This is a genomic window from Catellatospora methionotrophica, assembly GCF_011297335.1.
In the GTDB taxonomy this organism is placed as follows: domain Bacteria; phylum Actinomycetota; class Actinomycetes; order Mycobacteriales; family Micromonosporaceae; genus Catellatospora; species Catellatospora methionotrophica.
In genome coordinates, this window is record NZ_JAAOTJ010000005.1 from 373,020 (window position 1) to 397,969 (window position 24,950).

17 protein-coding genes are annotated in these 24,950 nt (G+C 71.5%); 9 read left to right on the forward strand and 8 right to left on the reverse strand.

The annotated features are described in order from the left end of the window. Window positions 1–116: 116 nt before the first annotated feature. The 9 genes from HAV40_RS16170 to HAV40_RS16210 all read left to right on the forward strand — a co-directional run bounded on the left by HAV40_RS16170 (window position 117) and on the right by HAV40_RS16210 (window position 13,670). Window positions 117–1,430: a Gfo/Idh/MocA family protein gene (locus HAV40_RS16170; RefSeq protein ID WP_166381932.1), complete on the forward strand. Its 1,314-nt coding sequence runs from the start codon at window positions 117–119 to the stop codon at window positions 1,428–1,430. Between the two features lie 4 nt (window positions 1,431–1,434). Then, the gene (gene uxaC / locus HAV40_RS16175; RefSeq protein WP_166381934.1) at window positions 1,435–2,892 is read left to right on the forward strand and encodes a glucuronate isomerase; all 1,458 of its coding nucleotides are present in this window, start codon (window positions 1,435–1,437) and stop codon (window positions 2,890–2,892) included. Next, window positions 2,889–4,184 (forward strand): enolase C-terminal domain-like protein, encoded by a 1,296-nt coding sequence (locus HAV40_RS16180; RefSeq protein WP_166381936.1) that lies wholly within the window; start codon window positions 2,889–2,891, stop codon window positions 4,182–4,184. Before uxaC ends, HAV40_RS16180 begins: the two co-directional genes overlap by 4 nt. Continuing rightward, window positions 4,175–5,539, forward strand: coding sequence for a mannitol dehydrogenase family protein (locus tag HAV40_RS16185; protein ID WP_166381938.1), 1,365 nt, complete (start codon window positions 4,175–4,177; stop codon window positions 5,537–5,539). The genes HAV40_RS16180 and HAV40_RS16185 overlap by 10 nt, the downstream gene beginning before the upstream one ends. Window positions 5,540–5,663: 124 nt before the next feature. After that, window positions 5,664–6,779 (forward strand): Gfo/Idh/MocA family protein, encoded by a 1,116-nt coding sequence (locus tag HAV40_RS16190; RefSeq protein WP_166381940.1) that lies wholly within the window; start codon window positions 5,664–5,666, stop codon window positions 6,777–6,779. A 179-nt stretch (window positions 6,780–6,958) separates the two neighbouring features. Then, window positions 6,959–8,317, forward strand: a complete 1,359-nt coding sequence (locus HAV40_RS16195; protein WP_166381942.1) for a pectate lyase family protein — start codon at window positions 6,959–6,961, stop codon at window positions 8,315–8,317. A gap of 154 nt (window positions 8,318–8,471) precedes the next feature. Beyond that, the gene (locus HAV40_RS16200; RefSeq protein WP_239086489.1) at window positions 8,472–10,118 is read left to right on the forward strand and encodes a pectate lyase family protein; all 1,647 of its coding nucleotides are present in this window, start codon (window positions 8,472–8,474) and stop codon (window positions 10,116–10,118) included. Between the two features lie 8 nt (window positions 10,119–10,126). Then, on the forward strand, window positions 10,127–11,983 hold the full coding sequence (locus HAV40_RS16205) for a LamG domain-containing protein (RefSeq protein ID WP_239086487.1): 1,857 nt from the start codon (window positions 10,127–10,129) through the stop codon (window positions 11,981–11,983). A 100-nt stretch (window positions 11,984–12,083) separates the two neighbouring features. Beyond that, window positions 12,084–13,670, forward strand: a complete 1,587-nt coding sequence (locus tag HAV40_RS16210) for a pectate lyase family protein (RefSeq protein WP_166381944.1) — start codon at window positions 12,084–12,086, stop codon at window positions 13,668–13,670. A gap of 75 nt (window positions 13,671–13,745) precedes the next feature. On the opposite strand, the gene HAV40_RS16215 is transcribed toward HAV40_RS16210, so the two are convergent. The 8 genes from HAV40_RS16215 to HAV40_RS16250 all read right to left on the reverse strand — a co-directional run bounded on the left by HAV40_RS16215 (window position 13,746) and on the right by HAV40_RS16250 (window position 24,648). Next, window positions 13,746–14,228 carry a hypothetical protein gene (locus tag HAV40_RS16215; protein WP_166381946.1) on the reverse strand — a complete coding sequence of 161 codons (483 nt, stop codon included), beginning with the start codon at window positions 14,226–14,228 and terminating at the stop codon, window positions 13,746–13,748. 14 nt (window positions 14,229–14,242) lie between these two features. Continuing rightward, the gene (locus tag HAV40_RS16220; protein WP_166381948.1) at window positions 14,243–15,373 is read right to left on the reverse strand and encodes a hypothetical protein; all 1,131 of its coding nucleotides are present in this window, start codon (window positions 15,371–15,373) and stop codon (window positions 14,243–14,245) included. Continuing rightward, window positions 15,370–15,690, reverse strand: a complete 321-nt coding sequence (locus HAV40_RS16225) for a type VII secretion target (RefSeq protein WP_239086509.1) — start codon at window positions 15,688–15,690, stop codon at window positions 15,370–15,372. Before HAV40_RS16225 ends, HAV40_RS16220 begins: the two co-directional genes overlap by 4 nt. Next, a complete protein-coding gene (locus HAV40_RS16230) occupies window positions 15,680–16,000 on the reverse strand; it encodes a YbaB/EbfC family nucleoid-associated protein (protein WP_166381952.1) in 321 nt (106 codons plus the stop codon). Before HAV40_RS16230 ends, HAV40_RS16225 begins: the two co-directional genes overlap by 11 nt. Before the next feature lie 357 nt (window positions 16,001–16,357). Beyond that, entirely contained in the window at window positions 16,358–19,231 is a 2,874-nt protein-coding gene (locus HAV40_RS16235; RefSeq protein ID WP_240935357.1) for a glycoside hydrolase family 9 protein, read from the reverse strand. A 221-nt stretch (window positions 19,232–19,452) separates the two neighbouring features. Further along, window positions 19,453–20,499, reverse strand: coding sequence for a LacI family DNA-binding transcriptional regulator (locus tag HAV40_RS16240; protein ID WP_166381954.1), 1,047 nt, complete (start codon window positions 20,497–20,499; stop codon window positions 19,453–19,455). Between the two features lie 79 nt (window positions 20,500–20,578). Next, window positions 20,579–23,404, reverse strand: coding sequence for a glycoside hydrolase family 3 protein (locus HAV40_RS16245; RefSeq protein ID WP_166381956.1), 2,826 nt, complete (start codon window positions 23,402–23,404; stop codon window positions 20,579–20,581). Between the two features lie 290 nt (window positions 23,405–23,694). Then, window positions 23,695–24,648, reverse strand: coding sequence for a sulfotransferase family protein (locus tag HAV40_RS16250; RefSeq protein ID WP_239086484.1), 954 nt, complete (start codon window positions 24,646–24,648; stop codon window positions 23,695–23,697). Between the last annotated feature and the right edge of the window lie 302 nt (window positions 24,649–24,950).

Consider the following 24,950-nt stretch of genomic DNA (forward strand, 5'->3'; position numbering starts at 1 on the left):
CAGTGGGAAAATTCAGGACAATCGAGGCCGATTCCGGGGCAGCCATTGACGCGGTAACAGCGCGATGGTTAGTTCTGCTGCAAACGTTTGTAGTCGCATGAGGCCCAGGAGGCCGGATGACCACGCGGTACGCGATCGTGGGGACCGGGGCTCGAGCGCAGATGTTCGCCCAGGCCCTGACCAGGCACGGCGAGCTCGTCGCACTCGCCGACGTCAACCCCGCCCGGATCGCCGCCCAGCAGCGCCGCCTGCAGGCGGCGGGCGCCCCGCCCGCCGTGGCCTACGACGCGGGCGACGTGCCCGCGATGCTGGCCGCCGAACGCGTCGACACCCTCGTGGTGTGCAGCGTCGACGCCACCCACGACGAGTACATCGTGGCCGCGCTCGACGCGGGGTGCTCCGTCGTCACGGAGAAGCCGATGACCGTGGACGTGCCGAAATGCCGGCGCATCCTGGAGGCGGTGCGGCGCAACGACGGCAAGGTCGGCGTCGCCTTCAACTACCGCTTCCACCCGGTACACGAGCAGGTCCGCAACCTGCTGGCCGAGGGTGCGATCGGGGAGATCGGCTCGGTGCACTTCGAGTGGCTGCTCGACGTGCGGCACGGCGCGGACTACTTCCGCCGCTGGCACCGCGACCGGGCCAGCTCCGGCGGGCTGCTCGTACACAAGGCGACGCACCACTTCGACCTGGTCAACTGGTGGCTGGGCAGCACGCCGGTGCGGGTCACCGCCGAAGGGCGGCTGTTCCTGTACGGCGAGAACGGCGCCCGCCACGGCTACGCCCGCGACTACGCCCGCGCCCACGGCGCGCCCGCCGCGTTGGGCGACCCGTTCGCGCTGCACCTGGCCGACAACCCGAACCTGGCCGAGCTGTACCTGGATGCCGAGTCCCACGACGGGTACCACCGCGACATGAACGTGTTCGCGCCCGGCACCGACATCGAGGACGACATGGCGGTGCTGGTCCGCTACGCCAGCGGCGCGACCATGTCGTACCACCTCACCGCGTACGCGCCCTGGGAGGGCTACCGGATCGCCTTCAACGGCAGCCGGGGCCGCCTCGAACTCGACATCGTCGAGTCCGACCACGTCGCACCCGGCGTCGCCGGGGCGGTCAAGGGCCACTCCGCCGCGCTGCACGGGGTGGAGGCGGCCGCCGAATCCGGCAGCGTCTCGCTGCGGCTGCGCCGGTACTGGGAGCCGCCGGTCGAGGTGCCGGTCGCGGCCTACGACCGGCAGGGCCACGGCGGCGCGGACATACGCATGACCGGCGTGCTCTTCGGCGGCGACGCCGACCCGCTGCACCGGTCCGCGACGGCGCTCGACGGCGCGCGCTCGCTGCTGACCGGCCTGGCCGCGAACGCGTCGATCGCCTCCGGGCGCAGCGTGGACGTGGCGGAACTGCTCGACATCTCGGAATGGGAGTGACGACGTGGACGACCTGCTGTTCCCGGCGGAGGCGCGCACCCGGGCGATCGCCCGGGAGCTCTACACGCACGCGCGGAACCTGCCGCTGATCAGCCCGCACGGCCACGTCGACCCCGGCATCCTGGCCGAGGACGCGCCGTTCCCGGACCCGGCCCGGCTCATCATCGTGCCCGACCACTACGTGACCCGGATGCTGCTCAGCCAGGGTGTGACGCCCGACCGGCTGGGCGTGCCGCGCGTCGACGGCGGCCCGGTCGAGACCGACCCGCGGGCCATCTGGCGTACGTTCGCGCAGCACTGGCACCTGTTCCGGGGCACGCCGTCGCGGCTGTGGCTGGAGCAGACGTTCAAAACGGTGTTCGACATCGAGACCCCGTTCGGGCCGCAGACCGCCGACCGGGTGTACGACGAGCTGGCCGCGCGCCTGGAGCAGCCGGAATACCGGCCCCGGGCGCTGTTCGGCAAGTTCAACCTGGAGGTGCTGGCCACCACCGAGTCCCCGCTGGACGACCTGTCCCGCCACGCGAAACTGGCCGCCGACGGCTGGGGCGGCCCCGGCGGCCGCGTGATCACCACGTTCCGGCCGGACGACCTGGTCGACATGGACTGGCCCGGCTGGGCCGCACGGGTGGCCAGGCTCGGCGAGATCACCGGCCTCGACACCACCACCTACGAGGGCTTTCTGGCCGCGCTGGCGCAGCGGCGGCTCGACTTCATCGCGGCCGGGGCGACCTGCTCCGACCACGGCCACCCGACCGCGGCGACCGGCTCGATGACCCCGGACGACGCCAAACTGATGTTCGAGCGGGCGCTGCACGACGGCCTGGCCGGGACGCCCGACGGCACGCCGGTGGTCCCCGGGCCGCCGGTCGGGCCCGCCGAGGCCGAGGCGTTCCGGGCGCACATGCTGATGGAGTTCGCCCGCATGTCGCTCGACGACGGCCTGGTGATGCAGCTGCACCCCGGTTCGTCGCGCAACCACAACGCGGCGCTGTTCCGCACGCACGGCCGCGACGTGGGCGGGGACATCCCGGTGGCCACCGAGTACACCAACGCGCTGCGGCCGCTGCTGGACGAGTTCGGGCACGACCCGCGGTTCCGGGTCGTCGTCTACACCCTCGACGAGTACACGTTCACCCGCGAGCTGGCCCCGCTGGCCGGCGGCTACCCGGCGATGTTCGTCGGCGCCCCGTGGTGGTTCCTCGACGCGCCGGAGGCGCTGCGCCGCTGGCGGGAGGCCGTCACCGAGACCGCGGGCTTCTACAACACGGCCGGGTTCGTCGACGACACCCGCGCGTACTGCTCGATCCCGGTGCGCCACGACGTGGCCCGGCGCGTGGACGCGGGCTGGCTCGCGCGCCTGGTCGCCGAGCACCGCCTCGGCCTCGACGAGGCCGCCGAGACCATCGCCGACCTGGCATACCACCTGCCCAAGAAGATCTTCCGAGTAGGACAGCCATGAAAATCATCGACGCCAAGGTGCACGACGTACGCTTCCCGACCGCCGCCGCGGGCGACGGCTCGGACGCGATCAACCGCGGGGACTACTCCGCCGCGTACGTCGAGCTGCACACCGAGTCCGGCCTGTTCGGCGCGGGCTTCACCTTCACCAACGGGCGCGGCAACGAGATCGCCTGCGCGGCGATCGAGGCCCTGTCCCACCACGTCGTCGGGCGCACGCTGGAGGAGATCTTCGCCGATCCGGTGACGTTCTGGCGGTCGCTGAGCGCCGACGTGCAGCTGCGCTGGCTGGGCCCGGAGAAGGGCGTCATCCACATGGCGACCGGGGCGCTGGTCAACGCGGTCTGGGACCTGCGGGCCAAGGCCGAGGGCAAGCCGATGTGGCGGCTGCTGGCCGAGATGCCCGCCGAGGAGCTGGTGAACAGCGTCGACTTCCACCACATCACCGACGCGATCACCCCGGCTGAGGCGCTGGAACTGCTGGCCGACGACGGCGGGTACGCCGAAAGGCTCGCGGTGCTGGAACGTGACGGGTTCCCCTCGTACACCACCTCGGTGGGCTGGCTGGGCTACCCCGACGAGCAGGTGCGCGAGCTGACCCGGGCGGCGTACGCCCAGGGGTGGCGGGCGATGAAGATGAAGGTCGGCGGGCCGATCTCCGACGACATCCGGCGTGCGCGGCTCATCCGCGAGGAGATCGGGCCGGACGCGCTGCTGATGATGGATGCGAACCAGGTCTGGGACGTCGACGAGGCGATCGCCAACATGGCGGTGCTGGCCGAGGTGAACCCGTACTGGATCGAGGAGCCCACGCACGCCGACGACGTGCTCGGCCACGCTGCCGTGGCGCGGGCGGTCAACCAGTTGTCCGAGGGGCGCTGTCGCGTCGCGACCGGTGAGGTCGCCGCGAACCGGGTCATCTTCAAGCAGCTCATGCAGGCCGACGCCATCCAGGTGTGCCAGATCGACGCGTGCCGGGTCGGCGGCGTCAACGAGGTGCTGTCGATCCTGCTGATGGCCGCGAAGTTCGGCGTGCCGGTGTGCCCGCACGCGGGCGGCGTCGGGCTGTGCGAGTACGTCCAGCACCTGTCGATCTTCGACTACCTGCGGCTCGGGCGCTCGCTCGACGGGCGCATGGTCGAGTACGTCGCGCACCTGCACGAGCACTTCGAGGACCCGATCACCGTCGTCGAAGGGCGCTACCGGCTGCCCGCCAAGCCCGGCTACTCGGTCACCTTCAAGCCCGAGTCGATCGAGCAGTTCTCGTTCCCGGACGGCCCGGCATGGCGATGACCGTTCCCGCGACCCGGCTCGGCCGGGCGACGCTGTCGCGGCTGCCCGAGCAGAGCCGCCCGGCGGTGCGGCCGGGCGAGGCCCGGTCCGGGGTGCTGCACTTCGGGCTGGGCGCGTTCCACCGCGCCCACCAGGCCGTGTTCATCGAGGCGGCGATGGCGGCGCGTGGCGGTGACTGGGGCATCGTCGCGGTCGCGCCGCGCTCGCGCGACGTGCTGGAGGCGCTGCGGGCGCAGGACCACCTCTACAGCGTGGTCACCCTGGACGCGTCGGCCGAGCGCAGCCGCGTGGTCGGCGCGGTCAACGGCTCGGTGCACGCCGCGAGCGACCCCGGCGCGGTGGTCGCGCTGCTGGCCGACCCGGCGATCCGGGTGGTCACGCTGACGGTGACGGAGAAGGCGTACGCCCCGGACGCGGCCGTGCCCCGGCTGCTGGTCGACGGGCTGATCGCCCGCGCCCGCGCGGACACCGGCCCGATCACCCTGCTCAGCTGCGACAACCTGCCGTCCAACGGCGTCGCGCTGGGCAACCTGCTGTCCGGGATGATCCCCGCCGAGCTGCGCGACTGGTACGACGTGTCGGTGCGCTGCCCGTCGAGCATGGTGGACCGGATCGTCCCGGCCACCACGGCGGCCACCCTCGCCGCCGCCGAGCGCTGCCTCGGGGCGCGGGACCTGGCCGCGGTCGCCGCGGAGCCGTTCAACCAGTGGGTCATCGAGGACTCCTTCGCCGGTGCGACGCCCGACTGGGCGGCGGGGGGTGCGGTGCTGACCGACGACGTGACTCCGTGGGAGCACCTGAAGCTGCGCGCGCTCAACGGCGTACACAGTGCTCTGGCTTATCTGGGCGCGCTGGCCGGCTGCGACAGCATCGCCGACGCGCTGGCCCTGCCCGGCATGGCCGACCTGCTGCGCCGGTACGTCGACACCGAGGTCACTGCCTCGATGACGCCGCCGGACGGGGTCACCGTCGCGGGCTACGGCGCGGCGGCGCTGGAGCGTTTCGCCAACGCGAGCCTCGGTCACCGCTGCCTGCAGGTGGCGATGGACGGCTCGCAGAAGCTGCCACAGCGGGTGCTGTCGGTGCTCAACACCGTCGCCGAACCGGCCCTGGCCACGCTGATCGTGGCCGCCTGGGCGCGGTTCGCCGAGGGCACGGGCGACGCCGGGCAGGCGTTGCCGCTGGACGACCCGCGCGCCGCCGAGGTGCGCGCGGACCTGAGCACCGAGGCCCTGTTCGGCCCCGGCGGCGTGCTGCACGTGCCGGACCCGGCCCACCGCCGCATGATCGAGGCGTGGCGCACCGCCCTGGCCACCCACGGCGCGGTGGACCTGGTCCGGACGGCGGTGCGCTGATGGGGTGCCCGGCGTTCGCGGTCTGCCGCCCGGCTCGGCGCGGGTCGCGCCTGCGGCAGTGGCGCGCCCGCCGGGCCGGGGCGGTGCGCGGGCCTGCTTGGAAGACCAGCAGAAGGAGGACGGCATGACGGCCACGTCGGTGGCGCTGATCGGCGCGAACGGGCACGGGCTGCACCACAGGCAGAACCTGGTGGAGCCCGCCGAACGGGGACTGATCCGGCTGGTCGGGCTCGCCGATCCGCAGCCGGTGGTGGACCCGCCCGACGGGGTGCCCGTCTACACCGACCACGCGGCGATGCTGGCCGAGGTCAAGCCCGAGGTGGTCATCGTGTGCACGCCCCCGCACACGCACCTGGCGCTGACCCGCGACGCGCTGCGCGCGGGCGCGGACGTGCTGATGGAGAAGCCGCCCGTGCTCGACCGGGCCGAGCATGACGCGCTGCTGGCCGAGCAGGACGCGACCGGCCGCGTGGTGCAGGTCAACTTCCAGTCGCTGGCCTCCCCGGCCCTGGTGCGGCTGCGCGCGGCCGTCGCGGCGGGGGAACTGGGCACGGTACGGCAGATCTCAGTGCTCGGCTGCTGGCGGCGCGACGACGCCTACTGGTCGCGTTCGGCCTGGTCCGGACGGCGCACCGTGCACGGCCGGCCGTCGCTGGACGGCGCGCTGGCCAACCCGTTCGCGCACGCCGTGATGCAGGCCCTGGCGGTGCTGGACCTGCCGGTGCTCCGGGTCGAGGTGGACTGGCTGCGGGTGCGCCCGATCGAGGTCGAGGACACCGCCACGCTGCGCATCACGCTGTCCGGCGGGGTGACGGTGCTGGTCGCGGTGACCCTGGCGGGGGAGGAGCACGTCGACGGCGACATCACCGTGTACGGCGACCGCGGCACCGCCGAGCTGGCCTTCCGCGAGGACCTGCTGCGCCTGCCCGGCGACCCGGCGGCGGTGCTGGTGGAGGGGCGGCAGACGCTGCTGGAGAACCTGCTGGCGTTCCGCGCCTCGGGCACCCCGCTGCTGTCGGGGCTGGCCCGCACCGCCCCGTTCACGACCGTCATCGAGCAGCTGCGGGCGGCCGCGCCGCCGTATCAGGTCGCGGCGGACGTGCTGGCGGTCGAGGACGGGCACCGGACGCTGGTCGGTGTGAACGCGGTGCTGCGCCGCTGCGCCGCCGAGGGGGCGCTCATGAACGAGCTTTCCACGCCGTGGGGTGCAAACGGTCCGGACAGGACTGCAAACGGCTGAACAAGCGTGGCAAGACCCTTTTGAATAGCCGCTGGATCCAGCTTTCACAGACGCTGGAGCAGGCAACACTGTGCTTTAATCACTGCAACAAAGCTGCTATTTCAATCCATTGACTTCACTGTCCGAGCTTTCTTATGTTGCCTGGTGACGTAACACATCAGATACATTTGGAGAGCGCGATGCGATTGCGAGACAGTGTCGTCGGACGCCGCCGGGTGCGGCGGGCAGCCGCGGGATCCGCCATCGGCGTCCTGCTGCTGCTGACGGGCGCGACGCCCGCGGCGGCGGCCGGCGACCCCAGCGGCCCCGGCTGGTGGGCGCAGCAGCTCGCCCGGCAGCCGCTCGCGGCCAACGACGGCTGGGCCGCCTCCGGCACCGGCACCACGGGCGGTTCGGCCGCCGACGCCGCCCACGTGTTCACGGTGCGCAACCGCGACGAGCTGGCCGCGGCGCTGACCGGTGCCGAGCCGAAGATCGTCTTCGTCGAGGGTGTCATCGACGGGCTCAAGACCGCCGACGGTGCCGCGTTGACCTGCGCGGACCTCGCCGACCCCGGTTACTCGCTGGAGAGCTACCTCGCCGCGTACGACCCGGCGGTCTGGGGCCGCGCCACCGACCCGAGCGGGCCGATCGAGGCGGCCCGGGTCCGCTCGGTGGCCACCCAGCGGGCCCGCACCGAGCTGAAGGTCGGCGCGAACACCACGATCCTCGGCCTCGGCGACGCCACGCTGCGCCACCTCACCCTGATGATCGACGGCGCGAACAACGTGATCGTGCGCAACCTGTCGTTCGAGGACGCCGCCGACTGCTTCCCTCGCTGGCGGCCCACCGACGGCGCCGAGGGCAACTGGAACTCCGAGTACGACCTGGTCTCGGTGCGCCGCTCGACGAACGTGTGGATCGACCACAACACCTTCAGCGACGGCGACAACCCCGACAGCAACCAGCCGGTGTACTTCGGCCGCCCGTGGCAGGTGCACGACGGCGCGTGCGACATCACGCACACCTCCGACCTGGTCACCGTGTCGGCCAACGTGTTCACCCACCACGACAAGACCATGCTCATCGGCTCCTCGGACACCGTCGGCCCCGATGTCGGCAAGCTGCGGGTCACCCTGCGGCACAACGTGTTCGACGGGGTCGGCCAGCGCGCGCCGCGGGTGCGGTTCGGCCAGGTCGACGTGTACAACAACACGTTCCGCATCGCCGAGTTCTACGACTACAGCGTCGGCCTGGGCATCCAGTCCGCGGTGTACCTGGAGAACAACCACTTCACGCTGACCGACGGCATCACCGCCGACCGGGTGCTGAAGGACTGGAAGGGCACCGCCGTCACCGAGATCGGCAGCTTCGGCCGGGTCGGCAGCGGCCGTCCGGGGCCGCTGAACCTGCTCGCGGCGTACAACACGGCCCACGACCCCGACTTCGGTGCCGACGCGGGCTGGACGCCGACGCTGCGCGCGTACCAGCCGCTGCCCGGCTGGGCGGTGCCGCTGGCCACGCTGCTGTCCGGCGCGAACCGGCTCGGCGCCCGCTGACCCGGCGCCCGGCGGCCGGACCCTGCCCGGCCGCCGGGCACCGTAAGCCGCGGTCCCGCTCACCGACGGCGCACAGAGCTCCCGCACCCTGGTGGCGCCCTCCGGCACGCCGTGCCGGACCACCGGGTGCGGTTCCTCCAAGGAGGTTCCGCTCATGTCCATCTCCATGCGCGCGGCTCCACGGCGTCGCGGCCTCGCCGCGATGCTGGGCGCGGGTCTCACGGCCCTCGTCCTGGCGCTCGGCTCGACCTGGTTCGGCGGCACCGCGTACGCGGCGACGCTGTTCTCGGACGACTTCCAAGACGGCGACTCCGCCGGGTGGTCCAAGTCCGGCGGCAGCTGGTCGGTGGTCTCCGACGGCAGCCAGGTCTACCGGCAGACCAGCACCGGCGCGGACGCCAAGGCGCAGGCCGGCTCGACCTGGACCGGCCAGTCCGTCTCGGCGCGGGTCAAGCCGATCACCTTCGGCAACAGCACCCGCTCGGTCGGCGTGGCCGCCCGGCTGCAGAGCCTGTCCAACTACTACGCGCTGGTGCTGACCGGCTCCGGCACGGCGCAACTGCGCCGCGTCTCCGGCGGCGGCGTCACCACGCTGGCCACCGCGGCCGTCGCGGTGTCGCCCGGCACCTGGTACACGCTGCGGCTGGATGCGTTCGGCTCGACGCTGACCGGCTACGTCAACGGGACACAGGTCGCCACGGCCACCGACAGCACGTTCGGCTCCGGAAAGATCGGCCTGCTGGCGTCGTACGCCAGCGTCTCGTTCGACGACGTCACCGTGTCCGACACGGCCGGGCCGGTGACGCCGAGTCCGTCGGGTTCGGCGCAGCCGCCGTCACCGTCGCCGAGCAGCTCCCCGCCGCCGCCCGGCACCTGCAACACCGGCGGCAGCCCGACCGGGTTCGCGGCCGTCAACGCGTGGGGCCGCAACGGCACCACCGGCGGCGCGGGCGGCCCGACCGTCGAGGTCGACACCGCGACCGAGCTGATCGCGGCGATCGCGCAGACCGGCCCGCTGAACATCTGCGTCAAGGGCCTGATCACGGTCCCGGCGGGCATGTACAACGTCAGCTCGCACAAGTCGATCGTCGGCGTCGGCTCCGGCTCCGGCATCTCCGGCGGCGGCTTCAACATCGGCCTCACCATCGACGACGCGATCACCTCGCCGCCCGCGAACGCGGTGCAGAACGTGATCATCCGCAACCTGGTGTTCCGCAACGCCAGTGACGACTCCATCAACGTGCAGATGTTCTCCCACCACATCTGGATCGACCACAACGATCTGGCCCAGGGCTACGACGGCCTGATCGACGTCAAGCGCGGCTCGTCCTACGTGACCATCTCGTGGAACCACACCCACCACCATGCCAAGAACATGCTGCTGGGCCGCGACGACGCCGACGACCTTCAGGACACCGGCCGGCTGAAGGTCAGCTACCACCACAACTGGTTCGACGAGACCCCGCAGCGCAACCCGCGGGTGCGCTACGGCGAGCCGGTGCACATCTACAACAACTACTACTTCCACAACACCGACGTCGGCGTGGCCTGCCAGACCGACGCCGGCTGCGTGGTCGAGGGCAACTACTTCGAAAGCGTCGAGGAGCCGATCTCCAACAGCTACGCGGGTCCGGGTGGTCGCTGCGTGGCGCGCAACAACATCTACACCGGCAACGAGCCCGGCGCGCCCGACTGCTCCGGCACCGTCGAGGAGCCCAGCGCCTACTACGGCTACGTGCTCGACAACCCGAACGACGTCAAGGCCATCGTCACGGCCAGCGCGGGCGTCGGAAAGATCTAGGAGACACCATGAGAAGCACATCCCTTCCCGTACGCCCCCGGGCCCGGCGGGCGGGCCTGGTCACCGCGGCGGTCACCGCACTGCTCGCGATGGTCATGACGGCCCTGCTGAACCTGACCGGCGGCGTCGCCCTGGCGGCCACGCTGTTCTCCGACAACTTCAACAGCGGATCGGCCACCGGCTGGTCCAAGTCCGGCGGCGACTGGTCGGTGGTCACCGACGGCACCGGCACGTTCCAGCAGAGCAAGGCCGACAGCGAGCTGGCCCGCCAGTTCGCGGGCAGCGCCTCGTGGACCAACTACACGGTCACCGCGCGGGTCAAGCCGACCGGCTTCAGCGGCTCCGGCCGCTACGCCGCGCTCGGCGCGCGCTCCACCGGCTCGTCGACCCGCTACCAGCTCGCGCTGCTCAACACGGGCCGGGCGGAGCTGCAGGCGGTCAACGGCAGCACCGTCACCGTCATCGGCGGGACGAACCTGTCGGTGACCACCGGCACCTGGTACACCCTGCAGCTGTCGGCCAGCGGTTCCACGCTGACCGGCTGGGTCAACGGGGCCCAGGTCGCGTCCGGCAGCAGCAGCCTGTTCGGCGCGGGCCGGATCGTGCTGGTCACGTCGTACGCCTCGGCCCGCTTCGACGACGTCGTGGTCTCCGACGGGGCCGCCCCGTCACCGAGCGCCCCGGCCAGCCCGAGCGCGTCGCCGAGCGCCCCGACCAGTCCCAGCGCCTCACCCAGCGCCCCGGCGAGCCCCAGCCCGAGCACGAGCCCGCCGCCCAGCAGCGGCACCGTGTACGTGGCACCGGGCGGCACCGACGGCGCGGCCGGCACCATCGGCAACCCGACCACGCTCACCTCGGCGCTCACCCGCGTCACGGCGGGCGGGACGATCTACATGCGGGGCGGCACCTACAACTACGCGCAGACGGTCACCGTCGCCACGGGCAACAACGGCACCTCCAGCGCCCGCAAGAAGCTGTCCGCGTACCCCGGCGAGACCCCGGTGCTGAACTTCTCGGCCCAGGCCGAGGACCCCGCCAACCGCGGCCTGGCCGTCAACGGCAACTACTGGCACGTGTACGGCCTGGTCGTGGAGCGGGCCGGGGACAACGGCATCTTCGTCGGCGGCAGCAACAACATCTTCGAGCGCACCGTCACCCGCTACAACCGCGACACCGGCCTGCAGCTGTCGCGGACCCTGTCGACGACCCCGAAGGCCGACTGGCCCGCCAACAACCTCATCCTCAGCGCGGAGTCGCACGACAACGCCGACTCCGACGGTGAGGACGCCGACGGTTTCGCGGCCAAGCTGACCGTGGGCTCCGGCAACGTCTTCCGCTACTGCGTGTCCCACAACAACATCGACGACGGCTGGGACCTGTACACCAAGACCGACACCGGGGCCATCGGCGCGGTGACGATCGAGGACTCGCTGGCGTACAACAACGGCACGCTCAGCAACGGCGGCCAGGCCGGCAACGGCGACCGCAACGGCTTCAAGCTGGGCGGCGAGGACATCGGCGTGAACCACATCGTGCGCCGCACCATCTCCTTCGCCAACGGCAAGCACGGCTTCACCTTCAACCGCAACCCCGGCTCGATGACCATCTCGAACAACCTGGCCATCAACAACACCGAGCGCAACTTCACCTTCGAGGCCGGTTCCTCGGTCTTCCGCAACAACACGTCGTGCCGCAGCTCCAGCGGCACCAACGACAAGATCGTCGGCAACACGGACAGTTCGAACCAGTGGTGGATGGGCTCCAACGGCTCCCGCTGCGCCTCCTACACCGGTTCGCTCGGCTGGTCGTTCGCCTCCGGCGGCAACCTCGTCGTCACCCTCGGCGGCCGTGTAGTCAGCCTCTGAGAAAGGAAGGGCACCTTCTTAACGCTCCGCGTGGCAGAAGGTGCCCTTCTCCACCACTCGCGCACGAAACCCCTGCTCACGTACCTGATCCGGAGGAGAGATGTCGACACCGCACCGCCGGCGCACCGCACTCCTCGCCGGCACCATCGCCGCCGCCCTCGCCCTGGCGGTCGGCCTCACCACCGCCGCGTCCGCGGCCACCCTGTTCAGCGACGACTTCGAGGACGGCAACGCCACCGGTTGGAGCAGCTCCGGCGGCAGCTGGTCGGTGGTCACCGACGGCTCCCGCGCCTACCGCCAGGCCAGCACCAGCGCCGACGCGAAGTCCCTGTCCGGCACCGCGACCTGGACCGACTACACGGTCTCGGCACGGGTCAAACCGATCGCGTTCGCCAACGGCACCCGCGCCGCGGGCATCGCGGCGCGAGCGTCGAGCACATCCAGCTTCTACTCGCTCGTGCTCGTCGGCGCGGGCCGCGCCGAACTGCGCCGCACCAGCGGCGGGGGCGTGACCGTGCTGGCCCAGGCGGCCACCACGGTCGTCCCGGGTGCGTGGCACACCGTCGCCCTACAGGTCACGGGCAGCACCCTGCGTGGCACGGTCAACGGCACGCAGCTGGTCACCGCGACCGACGCGGCGTTCGGCGCGGGCCGGATCGGGCTGGTCGGCTCGTACGCCAGCGCCGCCTTCGACGACGTGCAGGTCGTCACCGGCAGCGGCCCCGATCCGTCGCCGTCCGCCTCACCCTCGGCTCCCGCCTCGCCATCGCCGAGCAGCAGCCCGCCGCCCACGCCCCCACCGGGCCAGGCCGACGGCTACGCCTCGGTGAACTCCCTCGGCCAGAACGGCACGTACGGCGGCGCGGGCGGGCAGACCGTCACCGTCACTAGCGCCGCTCAACTGGCCGACTACGCGGGACGGGCGGAGCCCTACGTCATCATGGTCTCCGGCCGGATTCCGGTCAGCGGCATGATCACCGTGGTGGCCAACAAGAGCATCATCGGCGTCGGCGCCACCGCCGAGATCACCGGTGGCGGCCTGCAGATGGGCACGACCACCCGCCCCGGCAACAACGTCATCGTCCGCAACATCACCTTCCGCGACGCATCCGACGACTCGGTCAGCGTGCACAACGCCTCCCACCACGTATGGATCGACCACAACGAGTTCTGGCCGGGCTTCGACGGCTCGGTCGACGTGAAGCGGCAGTCGAACTTCGTCACCGTGTCCTGGAACGTGTTCCACGGCACCGACAAGTCGATGCTGCTCGGGCACTCCGACACGTTCCCCGACGACATCGGGCGCCTGAAGGTCAGCTACCACCACAACCTGTTCGACGGCTCGAACCAGCGGCACCCGCGCGTGCGGTTCGGCGAGCCGGTGCACGTCTACAACAACTACTACCGCAACGTCGGCCTGTACGGCGTCGCGTCCACGGAGAACGCGGGCGTGGTCGTCGAGGGCAACTACTTCGAGAACGTGGCGTTCCCGTGCTACTCGACGAACGGGTACGCCGACAGCGCGCCCGGCCGCCTGGTCCAGCGCGCGAACGCGTTCGTGAACTCGGGCCCCTGCGAAGCCAACGGCACCGTCACCGAGCCGAGCACCTTCTACGGCTACCAACTCGACCCCGCCAACACCGTCCCCGCCAAGGTCACCGCCACCGCGGGCGTCGGCCACCTGTGACCAACGCGAACGAAGGGCATCTTCATAGCGCTACGAGTTGAGAAGATGCCCTTCGTTTCCTGCCGGGCGGTGTGTTCAGTGCTCCCAGGGGAGGGTGCGGGGGCGGCGGGACCAGCGTGGGCTGAGCTGTTCGGACTCGAAGCGGGTGGTCCACCGCCGCCGTTCCGTGCCGCCGTCGAAGTCGGTCGCGGCGTCGAACCGGCGGTCGAGCGAGGTCAGCAGCGTGCCCAGTTCCCCGGCCGCGAGCTCCGGGTGCGCCTCCATGATCGTGCCGAGCGAGTCGCGGCTGGCCAGGTCGTTGAAGTACAGGTCGATCAGGTAGCCGTCGCCGAGGCTGTCCTGCTCCAGGCGGCGGATCAGGTGCTCCCAGAGCCGGAACCGGTTGCGGACCGCGTACTGCGGTTCGAGCAGCCGGTCGGCGAACCGGGGCGACATGCCCGCCCGTTCGTGGTGCAGCCGCTCGGCGTCGATCCGCTCGATCGTCGTCCGCTCGGCGGGGGTGAGCCGCGTCCACGCGGTCTCCGTCGCGGGGGCGTCGTCGGCCCAGTCCACTGCCATATGCCGGTGCCCGTTCACTCGTTGAGCTGCTGCAGGTAGTAGGCGTATCCGTTGTCGGGCTGCATGAACGTGCCCCGGTCGCCCTCCCTGATGATGATCGTGCCGGTGTCGGGGTCCCACCAGACATACCGGGGTGTGCCGTTCGGGGTGTCCCGCACCCGATGGCCGGGGTTCGCCCGCATGACGTCCTCCAGGTGACCCGCCATGTCGGCGTCGTCCACGCCGGGGATGCTGCGCTGGCCCGCGTGCTCGGCGATCCTGTCGGCGACCAGGCCCACGTCGCCCGCCTGGCTCGTCGGGTCTGGGGGGCGGGTGAGGCCGCCGAGGTCGCTGGTCGGCGTCACGCCGCGCCCGCCACGGCCGGGCAGTTCGGGCTGCTGGCGCTTGGCGAACACGATGTACGTGCCCATGCCGGTGTCGACCTGCCTGATCACCGGGATCAGGTTGCCGAGGCTGCGGACCAGCGCCTTCATGATCCGGGCGATCTTCGCCGCCCAGCGGGCGACCACGGTGCCGACCTGCGCGGCGACCACCGGTGTGGCCAGGCCGAAGGTGAACACCTCCTCGGCGGTCCAGAGCGGCAGCCGGGCCAGCAGCGTGGCGATGCACTCGCCGATCAGGTCCCGCACGATCGTGCGCACCGCCTCGACCAGCGAACTGGACGCCTCGACGATCACCGCCATGCACTCGCCGATCTTGGAGAGCGCGAACAGCATCTCCATGCTGCGCTGGGCGTGCGTGGCGTACGCCGCCGCCGCGTCCCCGGTCCAGTCCGGCATGTCGGCGACCGTGCCGCGGCCGTATCCGTCGGCGATCCTCCGGTGCTCGGCGGCGATGTTGCGCCAGGTCCGGGCGTTGGCCCGGAGCTGGTCGGGGTCGCCCGCGAGCTGGTCCAGGCACCAGGACAGCGGCTCGACATGCTCCACCACCCAGCCGAACCCGGCGGTGACCAGCATGCCGAACGGATCCAGCGCCCAGGCGGCGCCCTCGATGACCAGCGTCGCGCCGCCGAGCGTGCCGTCGATCCAGGAGCCGTTGTCGATGCCGTCGATGAGCATGTCCAGCGATTCGGCGATGCCGACGCCGGAGAACCAGGTGGTGGAGTCGACCCGGTCGGCGACCAGTGAGTCTCCGGGCTCGCTCATCGCGCGCCCCGGACGGTGGTGTCGGCCGCCGCGTCGGTGGCGGCGTAGTTGTCGGCGACGGCGCGCAGGCCGTCCGCGATGGCGTCCATGGTGCGGGCGGTCTGGTCGACGCACTCGACCGCCCGGTCGACGAGGCCGTCCAGCAGCTGTGGCAGCCAGGAGTTGATCAGCCCGTAGGAGCCGGTGTCGTAGCCGACGCGGGTGGCCGCCGCGCGGGTCTCGGCGACGTCCTCGACCAGGCGGTCGACGGTGCGGCCGTGGCCGCGGATCTGGTCGGGCAGCGCCCGTAGCGGCGGGCCGCCGTCGTCAGGGCGCATCACGCAGCCCCGCCTCGTCGATGAGCTGGTCGAGCTGAGTGCGCACGGCCTGGCGGGCGGCGTCGTTGGCTTCGATCACGGTCCGCGACAGCTTCTCCAGCGACCAGCCGCGCACACGGTCGTCGAGTTTCAGCGTGGTCAGCCTGCCGCTGTGGTCGACGGTCGCGGTGACCGATCCCTCGGCCACCGACACGGTCGCGCCCAGCTCGCTCTGCCGCTGTGCCAGCTCGCGAGCGCGGGCCGCGCGGGCTTCGATCGCCGCCTGCCAGTCGTCGACGCGCCGGTAACCCTCCTCCGGATCACCGAACATCGCACACCTCGCCTTCGCCGCACTCGTCGACCCTCACGCGATCTCCCCCTCGCCTGTCGGCATACCGGCGCAGCGTAACGCCGGATGAGACGACAGGCGAGGTCCAATGAGGATTCGACGGAGAGGAAAGTGCCCGCGATGCCCCAGCTCACAGGCCACCCCGTCCGCGACCCGGCCCACCCGCTCGGCCAGCACCCGTGCGGCGGCCGCAGAAGCCGGACGCGCCAAGACAAGATCGCTGTTTCGTGCCAAAACCTCTGGTCAGACCAAGGATTTCGACACGAAACAGCGATCTTCACGGTGGCGACGCCGCGGGGCAGCGCAGCGGAGCGGCGCAGTGGAGCGGTGCTGGCGTGCTCAGCTGACGGTGCAGGTGGCGCCGTTGAGCTTGAAGGCGGTGGGTTCGGGGTTGGTGGTGGTCCAGAGGCCGTTGTAGCCGATGGTGGTGGAGGCGTTGGGGGACAGGACGCCGTTCCAGGAGAGGTTGGTGGCGGTGACGGTGGCGCCGGACTGGGACCAGTTCGCGCTGTGGCCGCTGCTGACCGCCTGGCCGGTGGCGGGGAAGGGATAGGTCAGCGTCCAACTGTTGACGGTCGTGGTGCCGGTGTTCTTGACGGTCACCTTGGCGCTGAAGCCGCCGGGCCACTGGCTCTCGATGACGTATGCCACGTCGCAGCTCGCGCCGCCGCCGGTCCCCGAGGTGGTGAAGGCGACCGGGGTCGAGGCGGTCGAGGTGTTGCCCGCTCCGTCGAGAGCGACGACGTAGTAGGTGTACGACGTCGAGGCGGTCAGGCCGGTCAGGGCGAGCGTGTTCGTCGCAGGTGAGCCGACCAGCACGTCGGTCGTGCCCGCTTCGCGGTAGACGCGGTAACCGGCCAGGCCGCTGCCGCCGCTGTCGGTCGACGCCGTCCAGGTCAGTGTCGCCGAGGAGGACGTGATCGACGAGGCCGTCGGGGTGCCCGGCTGCGTCGGAGCGGTGGTGTCGTTCGGCGGCGCGGTGGTGCTGAAGGTGACCGGCGACGAGGCGCTGGAGGTGTTGCCCGCTCCGTCAAGGGCGACGACGTAGTAGGTGTACGACGTCGAGGCGGTCAGGCCGGTGAGGGCGAGCGTGTTCGTCGCAGGTGAGCCGACCAGCACGTCGGTCGTGCCCGCTTCGCGGTAGACGCGGTAGCCCGCGAGGCCGCTGCCGCCGGTGTCGGTCGAGGCGGTCCAGGTCAGCGTGGCCGAGGTGGACGTGATCGAGGACGCGGACGGGGTGCCGGGCGTGCTCGGCGCGGTGGTGTCGGGGGTGCCGCCGCCGGGGGCGTCGCCCCAGACCTTCGTCGTGCCGTCGTACAGCGTGATCTTGCTGTTGCGGGCCATGGTGGCCTGGTAGGACCAGTCGTTGGTGACGTCCCAGGTGCCGGAGCTGGTGATCCGGAACTGCACCTCGCGCCGCCAGTCGGACTGCCCGGCCGGGATGATGTTCTGCCCGGCGCAGGAGACCGTCACGTAGTACACGTTGCCGCTGTGCTGGGTCGGGCCGGTCGGCGGCGAGCACTGGCTGTACGCCACCGACGTGCTGATCTGGCTCGGCGTCGTCGACCCGTCGAGGGTGAAGTAGTAGCGGAACGAGCCGTTGCTCAGCGCCCGCGCCGGCCACGCCGACTTGTTGTAGACCAGCGCCTTGACCTCGGTGAACGTGGTGCCGGTGGTGTTCAGGCCGGACTCGACGTACAGCTCGGCGTCGTCGGGGGTCTCCGCCGGTGGGAAGCTGGCCAGCGGGGTGCCGCCGTACTCGCCGTACATGCGGACCAGGGCCGAGGTGAAGCCGCCGTTGTAGTCGGTGGCGACCTCGTTCATCTGGTAGTTCTGCCGGTCGTCGGTGTAGGCGTCGTTGGCCGAGCCGGGGCCGCCGACCAGCGCGCCGTACAGCACGTGCCGGTTGTTGACGGGGCTGGTCAGGCTGTCGGTCCACGAGCCGTGCGCGGTGCGGTGGTGCGGGTTCTTCGGCGGGTTGGTGCCGAAGCCGTTGACGTAGCTGCGGTTGTTCGGGTTGTCGCCGAGGATGTAGTTGATCTGCCGGGCCGCGAAGTCGTGGTAGCGGGCCTTGCGGGTCGCGTCGGTGATCCAGTCGGAGTACACGAAGGCGACCCACGCGGTGTTCGCCGAGTAGCGCAGCGAGCCCCACTGCTGCAGCCAGGCCTGGCCGCCGGGGGAGTACGTGATGCGCTGGCCGTTGACGCCGACGGTCCAGTAGTCCAGCCACCGGTTGGCGTCGTCGACGTACTGCTGCTTGCCGGTGAGCTTGGCCAGCAGCACGTACGAGCCGTAGGTCTTGTCGTCCCAGTCGTGCGTCCACTTGTAGGAGTGGGTGCTCGACTGCGGCTCGGTGCCCAGGTTGGCGTAGTAGGACTCGGCCTTGGCCAGGTACGCCGCTTCGCCGGTGGCCCGGTGCAGCCAGATCGCGCCCCAGACCAGCTCGTCGTTGAAGCCGCTCCACGAGTTGTAGTAGCTGCTCGCGTCGGTGATGCACTCGCTGTACTTCTTCCGCACCGTGTCGGCGAAGGTGTACAGCTGGCGGGCGTGGCTGAGCAGGGTGTTCGCGTACGTCGCGTCGGTGGGCCGGAAGACCATCGAGGCCGCGGCCATCGCGGCCGCCGTCTCGGCCGCCAGGTCCGTGCCGCCGCAACTAGAATCGATCTTGTACGCGGGCCGCGCCATCTTCATCACCTCGGCCGGACCCCACCACTGGTGGTCCGTGCCGCCGTTGCCGACCTGCCCGTAGAGCACGTTCGCCGACGGGTGCGCCTTGATGAAGTAGTCGTTGACGAAACGCAGGTTGTTCAGCAGGGGTGTGAGCTGCCCCGAGGCCGCGTAGGCGGACCGGTACTCGACCGCGCCCCAGGCCAGCATGGTGGCCGTGGCGGCCATCGGGAAGCCGAACTTGACGTGGTCGCCCGCGTCGAACCAGCCGCCGGTGAGGTTCACGCCGACGCCGGAGCCGTCGTTCAGGGCGGAGTCGCCGCGCCAGGAGACCCGGTTCCACGAGGGCTTGGGGCCTGCGGCCTGCGCCTCGTAGAAGAACAGGGACTTCTGCAGCGCCTCGCCGTAGTTGTACGGGGCCGCCGCCTGGGCGGGCGCGGCTGTCGTGGCGACGGCGAGGGAACTGAGCAGAACGGCGCCGCAGGTTCCGGCGAACAACCGACGCCACCGGCCCGGAGGGCGGATGCCGTCACTGTGGGTAGGCACTAGGATTCTCCTGTCCGTGGAGCCGCGCGACGCGAGTCGCTGCGGTAGGGCACAGGTGGGGCGGGTGTGGGCGCATCCGCCCCACCGCTATCGCAGCTCGCGGTGGCGGTGGGTAAGTCAGGGTTTTCCTGTACGTTTCGGTCGACATCGATGGAAGCGCTCCCATCTCTGTCAGCACGATTTAACCGCGCCGTTGCCTTCTTGTGAAGCCCCGATTTCCCTTACCTGGTCACGGGTCCGGTGCTGGCTCGGTGGGTCAGCATCGGCGACAGCAGCGTCGTCGGCGGCACCGCGCGCTCGTCGAGTTTGCGCATCAGCAGCTCCACCGCCTGCCGCCCGACGTCCTCGGCCGGGATCTGCACCGAGCTCAGCACCGGCGACGAGCGCACGGCCAGCTCGTCCGGGCAGATCGCCACCACGGAGACGTCCTCGGGCACCCGGCGGCCCAGCGCGCGCAGCGAGTGCAGCACGTGCGCCACCGCGGCCTCGTTGTGCACGACCAGCCCGGTCAGCCCCGGATGGTGCGCCAGCAACTGCGCCAGCGACTCCTGCACGGCCTCGGGATGCTCCTCGAACGGCTGCGCGTACGCCGTCAGCCGCAGTCGCCGCGCGGCCTCCAGGAAGCCGTCCCGGGTGCGGTGGGCGAAACCGGTGTCCCGGTCGTACACCACGCGCGGCGCGCCGAGCAGCGCCACCTCCCGGTGGCCGAGCCCGGCCAGGTGCTCCACGCACAGCGCGCCCGCGCGGTGGAAGTCCAGGTCGACACAGGTCAGCCCGGCCGCGTCCGCGGGCAGCCCGATCAGGACGCTGGGCCGCTCCAGCCGCCGCAGCGTCGGCACCCGCGGGTCGTGCATCTCCACGTCCATCAGGACCAGGCCGTCGACCATCGCCCCCGCGGCGACCCGGCGCAGCCCGGCCGGGCCCTCGTCGGCGGTCACCAGCAGCACGTCGTGGTGGTACTGCCGGGCGCTGGTCACCACCGCCGTGGCGAACTGCATCAGCACCGGCAGGTGCATGCCCTGCCGCAGCGGCAGCACCAGCGCGATCACGCTGGACCGCTTGCTGGCCAGCGAACGCGCGCCCGCGTGCGGGTGGAAGCCCAGCGCACGGATGCTGGCGTGCACCCGGGCGCTGGTCGTGGCCGAGATGGCCCGCTTGCCGCTGAGCACGTACGACACCGTGCTGGTCGACACGCCCGCGTGCCGGGCCACGTCGGCGATCGTCACCACGCCCTCGCGCGCGGACGACCGCCGTGGACGGCTCCTCATCGGCGGCACCTCCCCGCTGCTCCCGTTCATGGTCATGCCCGTCCCCGCGCGGGCGGAACCGCCATCATGGCCCGCGAGCTCACGAGAATTCGAGTTCGCTGACGATGATGCCCGGTGCGTCGTACACCAGGTACAGGTCCGTCCGGCCGGAAGTGCTCAGCGCACAGCTGATCTTCTCGTACGCGTACCGGCCGCCGCCCGCGCCGACGGCCTCGGCCAGCACCTCGCCGTCGAGCGGGTCGTCGGCGACCAGCGCCACCCGGCCCGCGCCGCCCGCGACGGCGAAGACGACCTGCTCGCAGCCCGTCAGGTCGGTCGCGCCGAACGACAGCCAGGCACCCGCGTCACCGGCCCGGACCGCGTCCCCGCGCTCCGGGGCCGCGTCGACCAGCACCACGCCGCAGGCCTCGTCGTGGTCGATCGCGCGCAGCAGGCCGGGCAGCCGCCGCGCGCCGATCCGCTCGCCGCGTACGGTCAGCGTGGCGCAGCCGCGGATGTCGGTCGCCGAGCGGCCCACCATCACCTTGTGCCGGGCCGCCTCCACCACCGGCCGTCCCGTGGTCACGTCCCAGAACGACAGGTCGGCCGCGGCCAGCTCGATGCTGACCACGGCCCGCTCGCCCGGTGCCAGCCGGATCCGCCGGAAGCCGCGCAACCGGCGCAGCGGCTGCTTGACCCGCGAGCGCTGCTGGTGCGTGTACAGCTGCACGACCTCCTCGCCCGCGCGCTCGCCGACGTTGGCGACCTCGACGGTCACCGTGACCGTGCCGTCGGCGTCGATCGCGTCGGCGTCCAGGGCGACCGCGCCGTACTCGAACTCGCCCCAGCTCAAGCCGTGCCCGAACGGGTACAGCGGGGTGCCGCGGTAGTACAGGTAGGTCGCGTCGCTGGTGATGATGTCGTAGTCGTAGAGGTCGGGCAGCTCGCAGTGGCTGCGGTACCAGGTCTGCGGCAGCCGCCCGGCAGGCTCGGCGTCGCCGAACAGCACGTCGGCGAGCGCGTGCCCGAACTCCTGGCCGCCGTGGCTGCTCCACAACACGGCGGGCAGGTGCACGTCGGCCCAGCTGATCGCGTACGGGTAGCTGCTGGTCAGCACGAGGGCGGTGCGCGGGTTGGCGGCGTACACCGCGCGCAGCAGCGCCTCCTGCGCGGGCGGCAGGGCCAGGTTCTCCCGGTCCTCGGTCTCGCGGCCGTTGACCAGCGGATGGTTGCCCAGCACGACGACCACCGCGTCCGCCTCGGCGGCGACGGCGGCGGCCTGCTCGGGCCCGCTGACCCGCACCTCGACCTGGAGCCGGGCCGCCTGCTCGAAGGACGCGCCGACCGCGGCCACCCCGTCCTCGCCGACGACGAGGTAGCTGCGGCTCAGCTCGTGGTGCAGCGACAGCGTGCCGTCGGGCCGCTCGACCAGCCGGAACGTCTCGTGCACGTCCCACCCGTGCGGGCCGGGCGCGTCGGCGACCAGGACGTTGTCGCGTACGGTCAGGTGCCGCCCGTTGGCCGCCGAGCGCAGCGCCAGCACGCTCGTGCCGTGGTGCCCGGCCGGGCCCGGGTGGCTGCCCCAGTCGAACACGTCGAACCCGTGCGGATCGGCGAACGCCCGCCGCACCTCACCCGGCTCGGTGACGGCCAGGTAGCCGCCGCCGATCAGTCGCAGCGCGACCCGGTCCGCGCCCTCGCCGAACGTCACCCGGTCCGCGCCGAGCCGGGCGGCCAGCCCGTCCCGGGCGGTGACCTGGTACGGCAGCGTGCCGCTGTACCAGTCGGCCATCAACTGTTCGCCCAGCGGGCCGATCACCGCGACGCGGCGTACCTGCTCGCGGTCGAACGGCAGCAGGCGGCACTCCTGCTTGAGCAGCACGATGGACCTGGTCGCGGCCTCGCGGGCCAGCGCCTGGTGCGCGGGGCAGTTCACGGTGTCCGGGTCGAGCGCGGTGAACGGGTTCGCCTCGGCCGGGTCGAACTCGCCCAGCCGGAGCCGGACCGTCAGGATCCGGCGCACGGCGGCGTCCACGTCGGCCTCGGTGATCAGGCCGCGCTCCAGCGCCTCGGTGAGCCGCCCGATGGTGACGTCGGAGTTCCGGTCGGCGTCGGTGAAGCTGTCCACCCCCGCCTTCAGCGAGGCCGCGTGGCTGGTCGCGTGGTCCGGGAAGTAGGCCTGCTGGGCGGGGTCGGCCAGGTTGCTCGGCGCGTACGCGTCCGAGACGACCAGCACCTCGTCACCGGTCCACGACCGCAGATCGTCGCGCAGGTGCGGGCTGACATGCGCCGGACGGCCATTGACCAGGTTGTACGACGCCATCACGGCGACCGCCGCACCGGACTCGACAGCGGGGCGGTACGCGGGCAGCTCGTATTCGTGCAGCACGCGAGGGCCGAGGTTGCTGGAGCTGACACAGCGGTCGTTCTCGTTGTTGTAGCCGAGGAAGTGCTTCAGCGTCGGGGCGGTCTTCAGGTAGACGGGGTGCTCGCCGCGCAGACCGCTCGCGTACGCCTGCCCCAGCAGCCCGGTCAGCCAGGCGTCCTCGCTGTAGCCCTCCTCGTTGCGGCCCCAGCGCGGGTCCCGCAGCGGGTTGACCACCGGGGCCCACACGTTGAGCCCGGCCCCGGACGGGTCCTTGTGGTGGCTGGCCCGCACCTCGTCGCCGACCGCCGAGCCGACCCGGCGTACCAGGTCGGGATCCCAGCTCGCGCCGAGGCCGACCGCCTGCGGGAACACCGTCGCCTCGCCGAGCCAGGCCAGTCCGTGCAGTGCCTCGGTGCCGGTGTGGAAGCCGCCCAGCGACAGCCGGGGGACGGGCGGCTGGTGCTGGTGCAGCAGTGCGATCTTCTCGGGGAGGGTGAGCCGGCCCAGCAGGTCGGCGACGCGGTCAGGGACAGGGGAGGAGGGGTCGCGGAAGTTCATCGCCGGATTCCTTCGTCTGGGCGGACGGTCGGAAGATGCGTCGTGGAGTGGGCGGTGCTGTTCTGTCGAAGCGCTTCGACAGCCGACCGCGGAAGTCACGGGTCGCGGTCCACATTCGAAGCGCTTCGACGATCGTCTGAAAAAGACTCCGCTCGGCGTGGGTTTCTGCCGTGTTTCGCAACGGAGTACGCCAGAGATTTACCGTGTCCGACGGGTCGTCGTCAAGGGAGCGTTCCCACGGCTGCTCCGGGCCGGTCCGGGGCCGGGCGGCTCAGCAGCGTCGATACCCGTCAGCGGGGCAGAAGTTCGCGTGGCTCGGCGGGGCGGTAGGCGAGCGCCTCGGCGGGGCGCATCCGGTCGCGCAGCAGGGTCAGCACGCGGCGCGCCGCGACGGTGCGGCGCGGGCCGTCGACGTGGGCGTAGTGCAGGTGGTGGGCCCTGCCAGGTCCGCGCAGCCAGGGCGAACGCTCGTCGGCCACCGGGTAGCCCAGTTCGCGCAGCCGCCCGCCCAGCTTCGCCTCGCACAGCGTGACCTGCCAGGGCTCCAGCCGGTCCCGCCAGCTGCCGACCCGCTCGGTGGTCACCGGCTCGTGGGTGAGCCGGTGCCAGCTCTTACGGCTGGGCACGGCCACGTCGGCCAGCCGGGCCGGTTCGGCCATCGCCGGGTCGTACTCCTCGCCGAGGAACGCGCAGATCGCCCGCAGCTCCGGCTCGGGATCGGCGACCAGCCGCTCGTAGCGGACCTCGTGGTAGGAGCCCGCGTCCATGGTCCGCCGGGCCCACGCGGAGGAGTCCATCGCCCGCGCCCAGTCGGAGATCGCGTGGCACACGTCCTTGCCCTGCTGCCACGGCGTCTCACCGAGCGAGGCGACGCAGTCGCGGCCGTCGCGCACGATGTTGACGACCTGCGCGTCCGGGAACAGGCGCAGCAGGGGTCCGAGGTTGTTCAGGTAGGCCGGGCGCTTGTCACCCCAGCGGGGCTTGTCGAAGCGGCGGGCGTACGCCCGGAACACGATGCCGAGCGCTGAGCCCAGCGTCGGTGGCCCGGTCACGATCTCCTCGGCCACCGCGTCCGCGTCCAGGCCCAGGTCCCCGAAGGCGGTCTTCCCGCCGGTGATCCACTCCGCCAGGCCGCGCCGGTTGGCGGGTTCGCCGAGATCGCCGAAGCTGGCCCGGTCGAGATACGCCCCCAGTAGGAAACGCGTCTCCGGCGGAATCGCGATCCGCGGGTGCGCGTGCAGCATGAGCTGCAGCATCGTGGTGCCCGACCGCGGGCACCCCACAACGAACACCGGCCGATCACTACCCACGAGCAACTCCGTCCATAAGGGCGTCTTGTCCGTATTACACCCTTATTAACGACCCGCAAACGACCCACGATGCGCACCCCCCGCCCGGGAGCACGCCCGCACGCGTCGCCGGCCCCCAGCCCTGCCGCAACTCTTAAAAACTTGCGGCCACAGCGGTCGTCTGTAGGCGCGACTCTTTAAGAGTTGCGCGGGCACGTGGTCGACCGCGATGACCTTCATCGGGAGCTGGTGTTCGC

Coding starts and splice junctions, on each gene's coding strand:
- HAV40_RS16190 (WP_166381940.1), top strand. CDS start 5,664: ATGACGGCCACGTCGGTGGCGCTGATCGGCGCGAACGGGCACGGGCTG.
- HAV40_RS16200 (WP_239086489.1), top strand. CDS start 8,472: ATGTCCATCTCCATGCGCGCGGCTCCACGGCGTCGCGGCCTCGCCGCG.
- HAV40_RS16180 (WP_166381936.1), top strand. CDS start 2,889: ATGAAAATCATCGACGCCAAGGTGCACGACGTACGCTTCCCGACCGCC.
- HAV40_RS16185 (WP_166381938.1), top strand. CDS start 4,175: ATGGCGATGACCGTTCCCGCGACCCGGCTCGGCCGGGCGACGCTGTCG.
- HAV40_RS16225 (WP_239086509.1), bottom strand. CDS start 15,690: ATGCGCCCTGACGACGGCGGCCCGCCGCTACGGGCGCTGCCCGACCAG.
- HAV40_RS16210 (WP_166381944.1), top strand. CDS start 12,084: ATGTCGACACCGCACCGCCGGCGCACCGCACTCCTCGCCGGCACCATC.
- HAV40_RS16220 (WP_166381948.1), bottom strand. CDS start 15,373: ATGAGCGAGCCCGGAGACTCACTGGTCGCCGACCGGGTCGACTCCACC.
- HAV40_RS16170 (WP_166381932.1), top strand. CDS start 117: ATGACCACGCGGTACGCGATCGTGGGGACCGGGGCTCGAGCGCAGATG.
- HAV40_RS16215 (WP_166381946.1), bottom strand. CDS start 14,228: ATGGCAGTGGACTGGGCCGACGACGCCCCCGCGACGGAGACCGCGTGG.
- HAV40_RS16195 (WP_166381942.1), top strand. CDS start 6,959: ATGCGATTGCGAGACAGTGTCGTCGGACGCCGCCGGGTGCGGCGGGCA.
- HAV40_RS16245 (WP_166381956.1), bottom strand. CDS start 23,404: ATGAACTTCCGCGACCCCTCCTCCCCTGTCCCTGACCGCGTCGCCGAC.
- HAV40_RS16250 (WP_239086484.1), bottom strand. CDS start 24,648: ATGCTGCACGCGCACCCGCGGATCGCGATTCCGCCGGAGACGCGTTTC.
- HAV40_RS16205 (WP_239086487.1), top strand. CDS start 10,127: ATGAGAAGCACATCCCTTCCCGTACGCCCCCGGGCCCGGCGGGCGGGC.
- HAV40_RS16230 (WP_166381952.1), bottom strand. CDS start 16,000: ATGTTCGGTGATCCGGAGGAGGGTTACCGGCGCGTCGACGACTGGCAG.
- HAV40_RS16240 (WP_166381954.1), bottom strand. CDS start 20,499: ATGAGGAGCCGTCCACGGCGGTCGTCCGCGCGCGAGGGCGTGGTGACG.